A 16758-nucleotide genomic window follows, 5' to 3' on the forward strand; every position below is an offset into this window, starting at 1 on the left:
TATCTTTGTGCCGTTTTTAATAACTAATCAATGCTGATTTTATGAACAGAAATAAGATGATTTTGGGGGCTTGGGTCTTGGGACTATTGTTTCCGATAGAGATGATGGCTAAGACAAGTTGCACAGATAATAGTACTCTGCTTTGGTATAACGCCCCTGCTCAGCAGTGGCTGGAGGCTCTGCCTATCGGAAACTCACATCTGGGAGGTATGGTGTATGGCGGAACCACGGATGAGAATATCCAGTTGAATGAGGAGACTTTCTGGAGTGGCGGTCCTCATAACAACAATAGCAAGAAATCCTTAGAGAATCTGCCAAAGGTGAGGGAACTCATCTTCAATGGAAGGGAAGAGGAGGCAGCGGCTCTCATCAACCAAACCTTCATCCCTGGACCTCATGGCATGCGCTTCCTGCCAATGGCAAATCTGCATATCAGCATGAAGAACCGGGGAAAGACTGAGCAGTTTGTGCGCGACTTGGATTTGAAGAGGGCGATTGCTACGACTTCTTTCGTGATGGATGGCGTAAGATATACTCGTACTACCTTTGCTTCGCTGGCTGATGGCGTTATCGTCTGTCACATCAAGGCGAGCAGAAAGGGGACTTTGAATATCGATGTTACCCTGGATTCGCCTTTTGAACATCAGACTCAGAAAACGCCTTCAGGGGTTGTACTGAAGGTGAAGGGACAAGACCAGGAAGGCATCAAGGCGGCTCTCGCTGCGGAATGTGTGGCAGATATAAGGACGGATGGTACCGAGGCAACCATCATTGTGAGCGCTGCTACCAATTTTGTGAACTATCACGATGTGTCGGGCAATGCAGCCCAGCGCAATGCTGACTATATAAATAAGGTGAAACTGATGAGCTATGCACAGTTGGAGAAACGCCATGTGGAGGCTTACCAGAAGCAGTTCGCTACTTCTTCTCTGATTTTGCCAACCGATATCAATGCTTCGTTGCCTACCAACCAACGCCTGGAGAAATTTGCGGGCAGCAAGGATATGGCGATGGTAGCGCTGATGTATAACTATGGTCGCTATCTGCTCATTTCCTCTTCCCAGCCTGGTGGACAGGCGGCAAACCTGCAGGGCGTTTGGAACGACAGCAAAAATGCACCTTGGGACAGTAAATATACCATCAACATCAATACGGAGATGAACTACTGGCCTGCCGAGGTAACGAATCTCGGTAACACCACGGAGCCTCTGTATTCGCTCATCAAGGATTTGAGTGTAACGGGAGCACAGACGGCTAGGGAAATGTATGGTTGCCGTGGCTGGATGGCACATCATAACACCGATATCTGGCGCATAGCAGGTCCGGTGGACGGTGCGCAGTGGGGCATGTTCCCGAACGGCGGTGCCTGGCTCACTACCCATCTCTGGCAGCATTATCTCTATACGGGCGACAAGGCTTTCCTCAAGCAGTGGTATCCGGTAATAAAAGGTGCTGCTGAGTTCTATCTTGACTATATGCAGAAGTTGCCGGGCACCGAATGGAAGGTAAGCGTGCCGTCGGTGAGTCCGGAACAGGGACCTATGGGTAAGAGAACTGCCGTAACGGCTGGTTGCACAATGGATAACCAGATAGCCTTCGATGCCTTAACCAGTGCCGTGAAGGCTTCTGAAATATTGGGTGTTGATGAGGCTGAGCGCAAGGAGATGCAGCAGCTGGTTTCTCAGATTCCGCCGATGCAGATAGGAAAGTACGGACAGTTGCAGGAGTGGCTTGTGGATGCGGATGATCCGAAGAATGAGCATCGCCATATCTCGCATCTCTATGGATTGTATCCATCCAATCAGATTTCTCCTTTCTCTCATCCGGAACTGTTCCGTGCCGCAGCCACCACCCTGAAGCATCGTGGCGACCAGGCTACGGGCTGGAGTCTGGGTTGGAAGACGAACTTCTGGGCACGCATGCTTGATGGCAATCATGCTTTCAGAATCATCAGCAATATGCTTCGCCTGTTGCCATCTGATGCGCAGGCAAAGGAATATCCTGATGGCAGAACCTATCCGAATCTCTTCGATGCCCATCCGCCATTCCAGATTGACGGCAACTTCGGAGTAACAGCCGGTATCGCCGAAATGCTCCTGCAGAGTCATGATGGAGCCGTGCATCTCTTGCCAGCCTTGCCTGATGCCTGGAAAGAAGGAAGCGTAAAGGGACTTCGTGCCCGTGGCGGCTTTGTGGTGGATATGGACTGGAAGAATGGCAGACTGATGAAGGCGAAGATTCGCTCCACCATCGGAGGCATCCTGCGTCTCCGCTCCTACGTTCCGCTGAAGGCGAAGAATCTGAAGAAGGCAGAAGGAACATGTCCCAATATCCTTTTTGCATCTGCAGAAGTGAAGCCAGTAATGGAACAGCATCGGATAGCAGAAGGAGTGAAGGTTCCTATTCCTGACGTATATGAATATGACTTGGAAACAGAACCTGGAAAGACTTATCTGATTAAATAATGTCCTAAAATTACATTTGTTGCCATAAAAAGTATCATTTTGTCCACCTCTGTTTGGATAATTATTCGTACTTTTGTGGCAATATTTTTTATAATAATCTTTTAGACCTATAAATAAGAATGAAGAAATTATTATTTGCAACCTGTTGCATCGCTTTTTTGAGCGGTTCTTTGGGAGCTGCGGCGCAGAAAAAATCTGCAGCCAAGAATGTTCTGACACAGACTTTGAAAGGGAAGTCTTGGTCGACAGATAACGGTAATGGTACCTTTACAAACCCTTTGTTTTATGATGAGTTTTCTGACCCTGATATTATCAGAGTAGGGGAGGATTACTATCTGGCGGGTACCACGATGCACTGTGTGCCGGGACTGGTGGTGCTGCATTCCAAGGATTTGGTGAACTGGGAATTTTCTTCTTATTGCTTCGACCGATTGGATGATTCTGATGACTTCAATCTCAGAAACGGTAAGGAGGCTTACGGACAGGGTATCTGGGCACCTGCCATCCGCTATCACAACGGAAAGTTCTATATCTTCTCTAATATCAACGGACATGGCTTACAGGTGTATATTTCGGACAGTGCCAAGGGACCTTGGACGCATCATAAAGTTAATGGCGATATCTACGACCTCTCTGTGCTCTTCGATGAGGATGGTAAGATTTATGCCGTGCACAAGTATGGCAACGTAACCGTTACGGAGTTGAAGCCCGATTTGAGCGGTCCGGTAGAGGGCAGCAGCAAGGTGGTGATTCCTGAAGGTAATGCGATGGGTGAGGGACATCATGTGTATAAAATCAACGGTATGTACTATATCCTCTCTGCCGATTATTCACCGATGGGCCGCATGCAGTGTGCCCGAAGCAAGAGCATCTGGGGACCTTATGAAACTTGCGTAATCAGCGAGAGAGAATCGTATGGTTATGCTGCAGGATGGAGCGTAGGTAACATGGGAATCGGTCGGCCTTTGCCGGAAGATGGTTTCAATTTCCAGAACAACAAGCCTAATGGTCTGAACCTGGGATGTGCTACCATTCATCAGGGCGGCATCGTGCAGGCTCCTGACGGAAAATGGTGGGGTGTTTCGATGCAGGACTTCAATGCCGTGGGAAGAACGGTGTGCCTGTCGCCTGTCACTTGGGTTGACGGCTGGCCTTACTTCGGATTGGAGAAGAACCTGGGACGCTCGCCTCGTACCTGGTTCAAACCGAATGATATGGTAAAGACACCACAGGCTCCATACGACAGATGTGATGATTTCTCGGGTAAAACTTTTAAACCGGTTTGGCAATGGAATCATAATCCGAATGACAAGATGTGGTCGCTGAATAAGGAGCGAAAAGGATGGCTCCGTTTGCATTCGATGCCTGCTAAGCAACTGCTTTGGGCAAAGAATACATTGACGCAGCGTGCCATCGGACCGGTATCTTATACATCTGTTAAGTTGGATGCATCCCGCTTGAAGGTAGGTGATGAGGCTGGTTTGGGTGCCATCAATACGCCATACGCTTCATTGGGCGTTGTCAAGACGGATAAGGGGTTGAACTTGAGGTGTTATGACCAGAATACCAACAAGAAAGTGTGGAAGCCGTTGGCTAAAAGTAAGGTAGTATGGTTGCGCCTTTGGGGTGATTATGACAAGAGCCAGTTGCAATATTCCTATTCTCTGGATGGTAAGAACTGGGAGAATATCGGCGAGCAGATGCTTTCACCTTATCAGTTGAAGACCTTCCAGGGTATTCGTGTGGCACTTTATGCTTTCAACAAGAAGGAATTGAATGGCGGTGTGGCTGATTTCGATGATTTCATGGTAGAGGAGCCGATGGCAGACAGAACTGCCAATCTGCCTATAGGCAAGACCATAAGATTCTCTAATCTCGCTGATGGAAGTTTAATGGATGCTACCGGACATGGGCTGATGCATAGTTCTAGTAACCGAAAGGACATGAGAAATCAGGTGAAGTTTGTTGTGGAGGATAGAGGTAAGGGAAAGATTGCTTTGAAGACAGCTGACGGACGATATGTTTATATTGCTGGTGCTGGTTTATCTGGTGATGTTCGTCTGACTTCTGACTCTTCCAAGGCAGAGGAGTTTGTATGGCAGGATATGCTTTATAACCGCTGTATGCTGCTTTCTCTGAAGACTCAGCGTTATGTGGGTAAGAATCCTGTGGATGGAAGTCCTTATTCTGCAGATTACCAAGGTGCTGATGCCGGCATGAAGAACGGATGTGTTTTCGGTTGGGAAGTTGTTGAGTAAAGATATCTGTTCTTTATAAATTAGAAGAGGCAGACTCTCGCTGTGGGGGAGTCTGCCTCTTTTTCTTATGTGATATTGTTCGATTATTCGAAATAGAATGTGAGAGCTATCATCTTGCTATGTGCTGACTTAGCTGATAGTGTATATGGAAGTGTACTCTTGTCTTTTATATTTTTGATGTGATTCTTATCGTATGTATCTGTTATTCCATACATAAACTTCAGTTCTGGGCGAAGTTTGAAATAAGGCAGATAGAAATCACACCCCAATCCCAGTTCTAGGAACAGATCTGTTTTCTTCAGTTTGATATAATCTTCGTTCTTGCTGTTCAGATTCATCATCGGGTTGATTCCTGCCATGATGTATGGGCGGTGATTGTTGAATCTCTGTGCTGCAAATATCAGGTCGAGGGCACTGGAAATGTAAGCCGTCTTCATCTCCTGTTTCTGTTGGATCGGATTACCGGCTCCATCTTTTTCCAGCATGTTGTAGAATGAGAGATGTCGGGTACCGAAATACATGGCTGGTGCTATGCGTAGCTGGAAGTGGGTGTTGAGGCGGAATTCTCCTAGTACACCTACTGTAAATCCAGTATCCCATCTGTCCTGGTCTACTGTTACACAGCTTTGCTGCTCAATGCCGTCAGCATCAAGATAAGTCACCGGTCCTGCATTCTGGAATTCTATATCCTGGAAGTGGGTGCCTACTAATACACCGAAGTGGAATGAGCGCAAATCGGTATAAGGACGGTTTTCTACTGTTCTTTCCTGTGCGCCAGCCTGGATTGTGATGGCAAGGCTTATGATGAATGTCAATAGTTTCTGTTTCATATATTTATAACGGAATATTCCTCTTCATATTGCTTTCCGTTTTATTTCGATTATGTATAAATTAATCTAATTCTTGAAAATTCTTATACCTAATTGTAGGTATTTCAGAAATTATTATTATCTTTGCACCATAATTATTAGGTAATATACCTGATGTTATGAAGTAAGACAAATTAAAAGCATATTATACAAAAACATTATAAACATTTAAACATTAATAATTATGGCATACGTAATTGGTGACGATTGTATCGCTTGCGGTACATGTATTGATGAGTGTCCATCAGGTGCAATCTCTGAGGGCGATAAGTATTCAATCAACCCAGACCTCTGCACAGAGTGTGGCACTTGTGCTGATGTTTGCCCTAACGAGGCAATCAGTCTTCCTTAATCTATAAGGTAGATACTTTTAGTTACATAAAACATTGAGAGCGGTTTCCTTGGAAATCGCTCTTTTCGTTTTCCGTTGTTTATAGATTTGTTTACCTTTCTATCTTTTTAACTCATAGTATAAATCATAGAAACGAAAAGGGGATTGCATCAATAATCGATGCAATCCCCAATATGTTGTAGTTAATGTTATGCTTATTCACCTGGCTTGAGACCTGCCTTCTCGTAAGCATCGTTAGCCAACTTGTTCTGTGGATCAAGCTTCAGAAGTTTATCCCAGTATGGCTTAGCTGTGTCGAAGTCCTGCTTGTCGTAGGTATAGATGAAGCCCATATACTGGTAAGATGTCTTCAGGTAGCTGAGCTCATCTTCATCACACTGCTTTGCTTCCAGCTCATTGATTACTTCTGTATAAGCAGCAATAGCCTTGTCGTCCAACTCGTTCTGGAAAGCAGTGTTACCCTCCTGAAGCTTAGCAAATGGCTTCAATGTAGGATATTTCTCTGCTAACTTAGCGTATACGCTGATAGCCTTGTCAATGTTCTCAATCTTCTTGGCTGGATCTTTCTTAGCCTTGTTTACATAGATTTCAGCAAGCTTCATGAAGTCTGTAGGAGCAGCATTTGGATTCTTATCCATGTACTGCTGGTTGTACTCCAATGCCTTGTCTTCATCGCCCAACTCCTTGTAAGCCTCAGAGATATACTGCAATGGCTTAGGGTCGTCAGCCTTCATCTCCAATGCCTTCTGGTACTGAGCAATAGCCTCATTATACTGCTTGTTGCCAGCCAAAGCCAAACCATAATAAGCAACGATACTAGCATTTTTCTTGATAGAATCTGTGTTCATTACGATGTTTGAATGCTTTAGAGCAGCTTCAAAGTTCTTTACGTCAACTGCAGCGCGCATAGCCAAAACCTGCATAGCTGCATCCTTAGGGAACTTCTGGATACCACTTTCGCAAAGGCTCAAACTTTCTTCCTTCTTACCAACGATATAAGCTGTGAAAGCATATTCGTACTGAGTATACTCTTCAAGTGTGTTTGGCTTAGCCTTTGAGAAATACTCATAAGCCTTCTCGTAGTTGCCAGCGCTGAAGAAGTTGTGACCAGCTTCTGCCTCGATAGGGTAGTTAGGGTTGATTTCTCTCAGTTTGTTCAAAGCTTCCGCACTAGCCTGTGGGTCAATCTTACGGTAAACGTTAGAATAGCTGATGTATCCCTGAGGATTCTTAGGATCCATTGTCATACACTGACCATACCATGTAGCAGCCTCACCACCATTGTCCTGCATTGCATAGATGTCGCCTTTCAGAATGTAAGCGTCACCATAGTTCTTGAACTTAGCGATGACAGCATCAGCAACGGCATTAGCTTGATCATAGCTCTTGTTCATTGCAAGAAGGTTACCCAAAGCTACCAATGCCTTAGGATCCTTTTTGAACTCCTTCTGGTATTCCTTGATTTCCTTGGCAAAAGCCTTAGGATCAGCGTTACCAGCCTTCAATGTTGTCTCTATAGGCTTCAGCATGTCCTTATAGTTGACATCCTGTGCCATTGCAGGTGTTGCCAAACCCATGACGAGCAAACCTGCTACTAAATATTTAATTGCTTTCATAATTCTACTTTTTTATATGCGTCTCTTTCTTAGCTTTTTCTTTAGCGTTTTACATTAACGGTCTTTATAGTGATGTCACCTCTGTAAGGAAGTAATCCGGTTTTGAACAGTATGAGCTGACCTCTTGGGCCTGAAATGTAGTTTGCGAAGCTCCAAGGCAATGCCCTGTGAGGGTCAACTACAATAGCATATAATGTTCTCACGAACGGATATCTTCCATCCAGCAAGTATGCCTGATATGGTTGCCAGCTGTTATATGGTGTTGCCACATCTTTGATAGATACTCGCATGACATGAATATTCTTCTTAAATGTAGTGTTGGTTGAATCACGGCGGTCGTTGAGCCAGTTAGATCCAATTACACCGATTGAGCCTGGGTTCTGATCCACATAGTCGATAACCTCTTTACTCGTTTTTGCGGCCATGATTTTTGCACCCATTTTAGCTCCGTGCAGCACAGAGTCTACTACGTAATTGGTTGTTGCAGAGCGGGTATTATCGAAAATGACTTCGATGTCTCCTCTCTTTGAACCTTTCACAATATCACTCCATTTTGTTGCCTTACCTGTAAGGATACGTTTGATATCTTTTACCGTAATACAAGTATCATTGTTTTGCTTGTTTACAATAAATGCCAATCCATCGTAACCGATAGGGAAAACAGAAGGAATTACATTGCTTTTAGACTTCAAGTAGGCTATTTCACTATCTTTCAAATTACGTGTAGTGAACAAGAGCGCTGTTTTGAAATCTTTAATCATCTGAAGTCCGGTGACTTCATCTGTATACTTCGGCTTGAGTTTAGCTTTCGGGAACTCATACTCAAACTGACTTCTTTCTTCGTCAATGATAGGACTCAAACTCTCGTCAGCCACAAATTCAATTGTGCCTGAAGTAGGAGTATCAGTTCTACCATCTTTGGCTTTCTTCTCGCCACATGACGAGAAGAAAGCCATTGATAGTACTGTTAATCCTATACCTAAAAAAATATAAGATGTTTTTTTCATTCTATTACTGCAATCTAAATACAACTGGTACAGTATATTTAACACGTACAGCAGAACCGTTTTGCTTACCTGGTTTCCACCTAGGCATGCTCTTAACGACACGCTGTGCTTCACGGTCAAGTGAAGGGTCAACTGAACGAGCTACCCTAACATCAGAGATAGAACCATCACGCTCTACCACGAATGATACGATAACACGACCCTGTACACCATTCTCCTGTGCAACTACAGGATACTTGATGTTGCTTGCAAGGTAAGACATCAGGGCGCCTTGTCCACCAGGGAATGAAGGCATCTCCTCTACAACATCGAAGACCTTAGTTGAAACTTCAGGTTTTGGTGCTGGTGGTGGAGGTGGAGCTACCGTTGCAATATCACTTCTAACAGCTTCAATTGTACGGTCCTTCACACCTTCCTTGTTTTCAGTACCGACTGCAACTTTTTCATCCAGTTTATCCATCTGCTTAACCTGGTTTTCCTCTTTTACGAGTTCATCCTTCTTAATGACAGGTGCGGTAAACTTCTGAGTTTCGCGAGCCACAGGTATCTCCTTCTTTGGTTCAATCTTTGGCTTCACTGGCTCCTTCTTCTTTTCTTCCTTCTTAGCCTGCTGCTGGAGTTTAGCCAACTCCATAGCTTCCATATATGCCTGCTGTTCTTCGGCCTGTTTCTGTTCGATGACTTTCCAAGCCAAGAATCCACCCACGAGAGCTGCAGCAATGACCAAGATCAGAAGAGCCTTGATGTTTCGGCCAGAAGTACCCTTACGGAGCTGGTATGCACCATACTCCTTGTTCTTTCCGGCGAAAACCATATCGACCCATTTAGGATCGTAAAGATCTATTTTTGCCATTTCTTTCTTGTTTAAAATTGTTTGTTACTCATCTTACATCTTAACGTTTCTAGACTTGAGAAGTTTCTCGTCGTCTGCGTTAATCTTATCGATGACGTAAGTACCAATGTTTGAAATCTGCATTTCGTCGAGAGCGTCAACCATATTCTTGTAAGAAGCGTTGTCGGTAGGCTTGATGACGATGGTAAGAGTAGGAATCTTTCCGTCCTTCAAGTTACCAGCCTTCAAATCGCTCAACTTCTTCTGATAGATGCTATCAGGATACTGCTTAGGATTCTTCTGACGGTCCATGTTCAACTCCTTGACAGCAAGTGCGATTCTTTCTACAGGGCGTGTGCCGTTTTCTGTAGCGTGCTCTCTCAAGACCTTACGGATGCCCTGGCTGCCCCATGTAGTCTCCTTGATCCATGATGGGTCATCGTACTTAGGAATACCTGCACCATAATAAATCTTGTTGTCTGCTGTTACGTAGAGTGTCACAGTCTCAGAAGCCTTTGCTTCGTTCTTCTTGTCCTCTGGTTGGTTGTCATCATTACTTGGCATAGTCAGCTCCATAGTCTGAGGTTTGCTCAATGATGTACACAGCATGAAGAACGTGATAAGCAGCATGAGCATATCCACCATAGGCGTAAAGTCTACGCGGACATTCATTTTCTTTTGTTTGCTTTCTTTCTTTGCCATTTATTCGTCCCCCTGTTTTTTTAACTGTGTAATCATATAGTAATGACTCTCGTCCATATCCTGGAGTTCGTTCATCACTCTCTTAACGGTCTTGTAAGGTGTAGAAGCATCTGCCTTGAGGGCAATCTTGATGTCCTCGTTTACGTTACGAGCTGCGTCAACCCACTGCTGGAACTCGCTCATACCGCCCTTAATACTGTCGAGAGGAATACCTTTAGTCTGGAGATACTGTGGACGCTTAGAAGCGTTCATTGTCAGATAAGTACTCAAGTCGTTCATTGGTACACCAAACGTACCTTCGCTCTTGAATGTCTCAATCTGCTTTGGATTCAATGACACGCCGAATGCTCCTGTCATTGTGCTCAGTGTAGCTCCCAACTGATCAGTATTATCAATACTCATAAATACTTGGCCCTCGCCGGTAGGATTACCAGCCTTGTCCTTTTCAGGACTTACCAAGATAGTCAAGACGCCGTTCTCTGGCACCTTAATCTCAGACACAGATCCTGGTGTGTTAACCTTTACAGGCTCATTCTTTACGAATGTAGAGGTGAGCATGAAGAAGGTAAGCAACAGGGTCATAACGTCTGACATAGGCGTCATATCGATCCAGACGTCACTCTTCTTAATTTTTACTTTACCCATAGCGATAAAATTTTAAAGGGTTAGCAAAAATTAAGCCTCTTCTGCGTGGTTAGCTTCGTATGTCTGAGCAATTGAGTAACCTACCTCGTCGAGTGCGTATGTCAACTTATCTACCTTGTTGGTGAATGTGTTGTAAGATACAACGGCACACCATGATGTCAAAATACCGAATGCGGTGTTGATCAACGCCTCAGAAATACCTACAGAAAGTGCTGCTGAGTCAGCGCCACCACCTTCACCCATGGCCTGGAATGACTTGATCATACCGGTTACAGTACCGAGAAGACCTGTCAAAGTACCAAGTGTTACGATTGTAGCGATGATAGGCAAGTTCATTGTCAAAGTTGGCATCTCCAACTGAGTTGCCTCTTCGTGAGCCTGCTGAATCTTAGCTACCTTCTGAGCCTTCTTCAAAGATGCGTTAGCGCCAGACTCCATAGACTTGTAAGCGTTCAAAGAAGCCATAACAACGTTAGCTACTGTACCGCGCTGCTTGTTGCAGAGCTGCTCAGCCTTAGCGAAATCATTTGCGTTCAAAGCTGCCTTGATGTTTGCAACGAACTTAGGAAGAGCACCTTTACCTGTAGCGGTCTTAAGAGCCAACCAACGCTCGATTGTCATAGCCAACACTGTGAGCAACAATGTGTGGATAACTGGTACGATTACACCACCTTTGTAGATAGTACCCCAAATGTCTGCTGGGTGATCCTGTACACCTGGATCCTGGAAGTGCATGTCATTACCGAACCATGTGAAGAACAATGTGAATGCGATGATAGCACATACCACGATGATCCAGAATGCGCCTCTTACTCCCTGAAAGCCCTCAGACTTCTTAGCTGGGGCTGCTTGTTTTGTAGTTGCCATAATTTTACTTTTTTTTAAATTATTAGTTAATAAATTATTAATATTTTCTTTTTTCCTTTCTCGCTTCGTAGACCTTGAATGTGTCGTTTGTCAATAAACACAGTTGGGTTATCTATTTTGCATTGGCAAAGATAATAAATTAAAGTTTACTATCAGCCTAATTAAGAAGTTTTAACGAGATATTGGCTTATTTTATACCAATATCTCGCATTTTTCTTACATTTTGACCCTTGAAAATGGTCTTTAAGCCTTTTTTATTTCAACTTGCCCAAAGCTTCCTTGATGCGCTTGATAGCTTCAACGATGTTCTCGTCGCTTGTTGCATAGCTCATGCGGAAACAGTCTGGATCACCGAATGCGTCACCACCTACGGTGGCTACATGTGCCTCTTCGAGAAGGTACATGGCAAAGTCGGTTGAGTTGTTGATGGTCTTCTCACCATTGCTCTTGCCAAAGTAGCTGTTGCACTTAGGGAAGAGATAGAAGGCACCCTGTGGCATGTTTACCTCAAGACCTGGAACCTCTTTAGCCAACTTTACAATCAGGTTGCGGCGACGCTCGAAAGCTACGCGCATTTCCTCTACTGCACTCTGGTCGAGTGTGTAGGCTGCTTCTGCTGCCTTCTGGCTGACAGAACATGTACCGCTGGTATACTGTCCCTGGAGCTTGTTGCAGCCCTTGATGATCCATTCCGGACCAGCCAGGAAACCGATTCTCCATCCTGTCATGGCGTAAGCCTTAGATACACCATTGGCAATGATAACCTGCTCCTTCATGCCCGGTTCCTGAGCAATGCTGTGGTGCTTGCCGATATAATTGATGTGTTCGTAGATTTCATCTGCCAACACAAATACTTCAGGATGCTTCTTGAGTACTTCTGCCAGTGCTGCCAACTCTTCCTTAGAGTATACGCTACCGGTAGGGTTGCTTGGAGAACAGAGAATGAGCATCTTGGTCTTTTCTGTGATGGCATTCTCCAACTGCTCTGCTGTCATCTTAAAGTCCTGGTCGAAACCGGCATTCACAATGACCGGAGTACCTCCTGCCAATTTCACCATCTGTGGGTAGCTTACCCAATATGGTGCAGGAATGATAACCTCGTCGCCTGGATTTACGAGTGCCAATACTGCGTTGCAGACGCACTGCTTACCACCCGTACCAACGATTACTTCATTGGTAGTGTACTCCAAACCATTTTCGTTCTTTAATTTGGCTACAATTGCTTTTCGCAAGTCAGGATAACCTGGTACTGGTGAATAACGGGAATAGTTCTCGTCAATAGCCTTCTTTGCTGCCTGTTTGATATTGTCAGGAGTGTTGAAGTCTGGTTCACCTACGCTCATGTTGATTACATCGATACCTTGAGCTTTCATTTCACTACTCTTCTGTGACATCGCCAGCGTTGCTGAAGGTGCCAATCTGTTTAAACGATCAGATAATTGTGCCATAATTTTATTCTTATATTTGTTTATCGTGTGCAAAAGTAAGCAAATTATTTCTTTTTCGGAAGAAAATTGAGCATTATTTCATGTTTTGTATTGAAATAATAACATAATTTTATTATCCGAGGTGCAAAGTGTGCCCCATGCGGTCTCTCTTGGTCTTGAGATAACGCTCATTGTACTTGTTTGGTACAACTTCGATAGGTACATTTTCTACGATTTCCAAACCGTATGCTTCGAGACCTACGCGCTTTACCGGATTGTTGGTGAGCAGACGCATTTTGTGTACACCGAGATGACGGAGCATCTGTGCACCGCAACCATAGTCGCGCTCGTCTGGCTTGAAACCGAGATGGGTATTAGCGTCAACAGTATCATAGCCTTCTTCCTGAAGTTTGTAGGCTGCAATCTTGTTCATCAGACCGATGCCGCGTCCTTCCTGCTGCATGTAGACAACAACTCCCTTTCCTGCCTCGTCTATCATCTGCATGGCCTTGTGGAGCTGCTGACCGCAGTCGCAACGCTTGCTGCCCAGAATGTCGCCAGTAGCGCAAGAAGAGTGAACACGGACCAGGATAGGTTCGTCTTCTTTCCATTCTCCCTTGATGAGTGCCATGTGTTCCAGACCATTGCTAGACTGGCGGAACGGAATGAGGCGGAAGTGGCCGTATTCTGTAGGCATGTCAACCTCTTCGCCCACTTCGATGAGTGATTCTTTCTTGAGTCGGTATTCTATCATGTCTTTAATAGAAATAACCTTGAGGTTCCATTCCTTTGCCATCTTCATCAGTTCTGGCAGACGTGCCATGGTGCCGTCTTCATTCATGATTTCCATAAGTGCGCCTGCAGGATAGAGACCTGCCATCTTACAAAGGTCAATGGCTGCTTCAGTGTGTCCGCTTCTTCTTAACACGCCGTTATCCTGTGCGTAGAGTGGGTTGATGTGTCCCGGTCTGCCGAATGTCTGTGGTGTAGAGTTCGGGTCGGCAAGTGCTTTGATGGTTTCAGCACGGTCGTGTGCAGAAACACCGGTAGAACAGCCTTCCAGTTTATCTACGGTTATGGTGAATGGTGTACCCAATACTGAGGTGTTCTCTGAAACCTGATGAGGCAAGTCGAGCTCATCGCAGCGGCTCAGGGTGATAGGGGCACAGAGTACACCTCTTGCGTGTTTCAGCATGAAGTTTACTTTTTCTGCGTCTATCTTCTCTGCGGCAATGATGAGGTCGCCTTCGTTTTCGCGGTCTTCGTCATCAACAACAATGACGAACTTTCCTTCCTTGAAGTCTTTTACTGCATCTTCGATGCTATTTAATTTGATTTCTGACATGTTTGATACCTTATTATATAGTTACATTTTACTTTTTCTGTTCTCTAATCCGCTGGATGATGTCCGTATTGGTCTGACTGATGACCTTGAGGTCACGGAACAAGCGCAGTCGGAATCGCCACATTCTCAAGTACAGCAGTGTGCCCACAGGGAAGATGATGGCTGCAATGATGTTGAGCCATTTCCGCTCGAATGGGCGTGTATGTGCCTTGACAGAAAGAACCGGATATTGGTTCATGTCGTGCAGGATATACTTGTTGGCGGTGTTGGTCAAATCTTCTATTACCTCTTCCAATTCTGCATTGATTCTTTCTATCTCATGATCAGGCTCGTATTTGAAGAATACATTGATGACGTTTGGAAGATGAACCAGTTTGTGCTCCTTATTATATAAGGTGATGTCTTGGTTTATTCTTTCCAGTTTCTCTGTATCCGTCTGATAATCCGGGTCGGTGATGATGACTTCCTTGCCGAAGTAATGGCGTTTCTGTCGTAAACCGAGCAGTTTCATGAAGAACTCTTTGTAAACATCCATATTGAATACGGAAGAGTCATTGGTTGCCTTGTAGGTTACGAAGATAGCCAAAGGCGTCAATACTGCCGGTGCAAGACCTTTACCGAACCAAATGGCCCACATGCCACTTCTTGACATTCTGTATCCTGTGTTGTCGAGGATAAAGAAGACGATGAATACAAGTACGGAGATGACGACAGGGAAACCCAGACCTCCCTTTCGGATGATGGCTCCTAATGGTGCTCCGATAAAGAAGAAGATGAGACACGAAAGGGCTAGAGTGAACTTGTTGATAGCCTCAATCTTGTGCTGTCTTATCATGTAGTCTGCATCGCTCGTTGACATCGATTTGAAATCAAGGTCAGAAAGCTCCTGTTGTACGGTAGACTGTGCCTGGTTTACCGCCATGAGCTTCTTGTCCTGTGGCAACTTATTATATAAGGTGTCGAAATTGAGTTTTTCGCCCTTCTTGATTTCTTTGAGAGAGTCCTTCTTGTTGATGCGCTGTGCACCTCCATAGAATCTCGCATTGGCTTCGTTCAGATAGATTCTTCCGATAGAATCATATAATTGGTTGAGCGAATCGATGTCGTGGTTGATTTTCTCCAGACTTTTACCCTTTGCATTTCCTGAAAGCGAAGCTGCATCGGTCATACTGAAGTCTCCATCAAAGTCGAGAATGATTTTCTTGGAAACGAAAGTCTCTCGTCTGTATGGTACGGCAGCAGTATTGGCAAGTGCACTGCTTTGCATGTTCTCAAACCATTCTCCGCTGTAGAGGCTCAGAACAAGATGCTTCTTCTCTGCAGTACTCTGAAGCATGCCAGAGTCTGCCAATATGATTGCGGCATCTTCATAGCTGTCGGTCATGCGGTAAATCATGATGCCGTAAAGCTTTCCGGTTTTCAAATCCTTCTTCTGCACATAAAGGTTGCAGTTTGGAATACCATCATAGAAGATTCCTTCAGGAATTTCCAGTTCCGGGCTTTTCTGTTTCATGGAAATCAGAAGTTGTGCCAGTTTCATGTTCGACTTAGGTCCCACATTGTTCTGGAAATAGAATGAGCCAAACATGATGATGATGGTGATGACGATGAGTGAGCGGAAAGCTTGCATCAGTGAAATGCCGGCAGCCTTGATGGCTGTAAGTTCCGAACTCTCGCCGAGATTACCGAACGTCATGAGTGAAGACAGGAGAATAGCCAATGGCAGAGCTTGCGGTACGAGCATCAGGCCCATGTACCAGAAGAATTGAGCCATCACATCCATCGTGAGTCCCTTACCAATGAGGTCATCAATATATCTCCACAAGAACTGCATCATCAGCACAAACTGGCAGATGAAGAAAGTTCCCATGAAAAGGAGACCAAACTGTTTGGCAATAAATATGTCTAATTTCTTAATTCTAAGCATTTCAATATTCTGTTGTTTCAGACCTTTTCTTTATTTAAAATAATAGCAGGTCTGTTATTCAGCGTGCAAAGGTAATATAAAAAAATAAGAAAACCTTTATTTTTCGTTTTTTTTATATATATAATTAGGTGAAAGTGGGGCTGGAATGTGAGAAAAATGAGAAAATGAAACTTTTTTTGAAAATTTCTGCCGAAAAATTTGTTCAATTCAAATAAATGTATTACCTTTGCACCCGCAAATGAGAAATCAATTGCTTGGATGGCGGGATAGCTCAGCTGGTTAGAGCGTCGGATTCATAATCCGGAGGTCGAGGGATCGTGGCCCCCTCCCGCTACAAGATGAGAGACATCAACTTTTTAGTTGATGTCTTTTTTATGCTCTAAACTTTTCCACACTTATTCACTTCTCATGGAAAAGTTATCCACATATGTGTTGATAACTATGTT

Annotated in this window: 13 protein-coding genes and 1 tRNA gene; 4 read left to right on the forward strand and 10 right to left on the reverse strand. The window is 44.6% G+C overall.

Annotated elements, in window-relative coordinates; all coding sequences use genetic code 11:
• Nucleotides 1–41 precede the first annotated feature (41 nt).
• On the forward strand, nt 42–2465 hold the full coding sequence (locus KUA46_RS15455) for a glycoside hydrolase family 95 protein (protein ID WP_218487000.1): 2424 nt from the start codon (nt 42–44) through the stop codon (nt 2463–2465).
• A gap of 119 nt (nt 2466–2584) precedes the next feature.
• On the forward strand, nt 2585–4723 hold the full coding sequence (locus tag KUA46_RS15460; RefSeq protein ID WP_218486999.1) for a family 43 glycosylhydrolase: 2139 nt from the start codon (nt 2585–2587) through the stop codon (nt 4721–4723).
• A gap of 83 nt (nt 4724–4806) precedes the next feature.
• Here the strand turns inward: KUA46_RS15460 and KUA46_RS15465 are convergent, their stop codons facing one another.
• Nucleotides 4807–5553: a porin family protein gene (locus KUA46_RS15465; protein WP_218486998.1), complete on the reverse strand. Its 747-nt coding sequence runs from the start codon at nt 5551–5553 to the stop codon at nt 4807–4809.
• 223 nt (nt 5554–5776) lie between these two features.
• Between KUA46_RS15465 and KUA46_RS15470 the strand changes: the two genes are divergently transcribed.
• A complete protein-coding gene (locus tag KUA46_RS15470) occupies nt 5777–5944 on the forward strand; it encodes a 4Fe-4S binding protein (protein ID WP_022120089.1) in 168 nt (55 codons plus the stop codon).
• Nucleotides 5945–6138: 194 nt separating this feature from the next.
• Here KUA46_RS15470 and KUA46_RS15475 read toward each other — a convergent pair whose 3' ends face one another.
• The 9 genes from KUA46_RS15475 to KUA46_RS15515 all read right to left on the reverse strand — a co-directional run bounded on the left by KUA46_RS15475 (nt 6139) and on the right by KUA46_RS15515 (nt 16312).
• Complete coding sequence (locus KUA46_RS15475) at nt 6139–7560, reverse strand: tetratricopeptide repeat protein (protein WP_218486997.1); 1422 nt, start codon at nt 7558–7560, stop codon at nt 6139–6141.
• A gap of 41 nt (nt 7561–7601) precedes the next feature.
• The gene (locus KUA46_RS15480) at nt 7602–8567 is read right to left on the reverse strand and encodes a substrate-binding domain-containing protein (RefSeq protein WP_153137131.1); all 966 of its coding nucleotides are present in this window, start codon (nt 8565–8567) and stop codon (nt 7602–7604) included.
• Nucleotides 8568–8571: 4 nt separating this feature from the next.
• The gene (locus KUA46_RS15485) at nt 8572–9420 is read right to left on the reverse strand and encodes an energy transducer TonB (RefSeq protein WP_022120092.1); all 849 of its coding nucleotides are present in this window, start codon (nt 9418–9420) and stop codon (nt 8572–8574) included.
• Between the two features lie 33 nt (nt 9421–9453).
• On the reverse strand, nt 9454–10101 hold the full coding sequence (locus KUA46_RS15490) for an ExbD/TolR family protein (protein WP_022120093.1): 648 nt from the start codon (nt 10099–10101) through the stop codon (nt 9454–9456).
• A complete protein-coding gene (locus tag KUA46_RS15495) occupies nt 10102–10746 on the reverse strand; it encodes an ExbD/TolR family protein (protein ID WP_022120094.1) in 645 nt (214 codons plus the stop codon). It lies immediately after the preceding gene.
• Nucleotides 10747–10776: 30 nt separating this feature from the next.
• Nucleotides 10777–11613 carry a MotA/TolQ/ExbB proton channel family protein gene (locus KUA46_RS15500; RefSeq protein WP_022120095.1) on the reverse strand — a complete coding sequence of 279 codons (837 nt, stop codon included), beginning with the start codon at nt 11611–11613 and terminating at the stop codon, nt 10777–10779.
• 254 nt (nt 11614–11867) lie between these two features.
• Nucleotides 11868–13061, reverse strand: coding sequence for a pyridoxal phosphate-dependent aminotransferase (locus KUA46_RS15505; RefSeq protein ID WP_006849146.1), 1194 nt, complete (start codon nt 13059–13061; stop codon nt 11868–11870).
• Nucleotides 13062–13173: 112 nt separating this feature from the next.
• Nucleotides 13174–14385 carry a bifunctional 3,4-dihydroxy-2-butanone-4-phosphate synthase/GTP cyclohydrolase II gene (locus KUA46_RS15510; protein ID WP_006849147.1) on the reverse strand — a complete coding sequence of 404 codons (1212 nt, stop codon included), beginning with the start codon at nt 14383–14385 and terminating at the stop codon, nt 13174–13176.
• Nucleotides 14386–14413: 28 nt separating this feature from the next.
• Nucleotides 14414–16312, reverse strand: coding sequence for an LptF/LptG family permease (locus tag KUA46_RS15515; protein WP_022120098.1), 1899 nt, complete (start codon nt 16310–16312; stop codon nt 14414–14416).
• 260 nt (nt 16313–16572) lie between these two features.
• On the opposite strand from KUA46_RS15515, the gene KUA46_RS15520 reads away from it, so the two are divergent.
• Nucleotides 16573–16646 (forward strand) — tRNA-Met (locus KUA46_RS15520).
• The last annotated feature ends 112 nt before the right edge of the window (nt 16647–16758 follow it).

This window comes from Segatella copri (assembly GCF_019249765.2).
GTDB lineage: Bacteria > Bacteroidota > Bacteroidia > Bacteroidales > Bacteroidaceae > Prevotella > Prevotella copri_K.

Coding starts and splice junctions, on each gene's coding strand:
- KUA46_RS15490 (WP_022120093.1), bottom strand. CDS start 10,101: ATGGCAAAGAAAGAAAGCAAACAAAAGAAAATGAATGTCCGCGTAGAC.
- KUA46_RS15515 (WP_022120098.1), bottom strand. CDS start 16,312: ATGCTTAGAATTAAGAAATTAGACATATTTATTGCCAAACAGTTTGGT.
- KUA46_RS15480 (WP_153137131.1), bottom strand. CDS start 8,567: ATGAAAAAAACATCTTATATTTTTTTAGGTATAGGATTAACAGTACTA.
- KUA46_RS15505 (WP_006849146.1), bottom strand. CDS start 13,061: ATGGCACAATTATCTGATCGTTTAAACAGATTGGCACCTTCAGCAACG.
- KUA46_RS15495 (WP_022120094.1), bottom strand. CDS start 10,746: ATGGGTAAAGTAAAAATTAAGAAGAGTGACGTCTGGATCGATATGACG.
- KUA46_RS15455 (WP_218487000.1), top strand. CDS start 42: ATGAACAGAAATAAGATGATTTTGGGGGCTTGGGTCTTGGGACTATTG.
- KUA46_RS15510 (WP_006849147.1), bottom strand. CDS start 14,385: ATGTCAGAAATCAAATTAAATAGCATCGAAGATGCAGTAAAAGACTTC.
- KUA46_RS15500 (WP_022120095.1), bottom strand. CDS start 11,613: ATGGCAACTACAAAACAAGCAGCCCCAGCTAAGAAGTCTGAGGGCTTT.
- KUA46_RS15465 (WP_218486998.1), bottom strand. CDS start 5,553: ATGAAACAGAAACTATTGACATTCATCATAAGCCTTGCCATCACAATC.
- KUA46_RS15470 (WP_022120089.1), top strand. CDS start 5,777: ATGGCATACGTAATTGGTGACGATTGTATCGCTTGCGGTACATGTATT.
- KUA46_RS15460 (WP_218486999.1), top strand. CDS start 2,585: ATGAAGAAATTATTATTTGCAACCTGTTGCATCGCTTTTTTGAGCGGT.
- KUA46_RS15485 (WP_022120092.1), bottom strand. CDS start 9,420: ATGGCAAAAATAGATCTTTACGATCCTAAATGGGTCGATATGGTTTTC.
- KUA46_RS15475 (WP_218486997.1), bottom strand. CDS start 7,560: ATGAAAGCAATTAAATATTTAGTAGCAGGTTTGCTCGTCATGGGTTTG.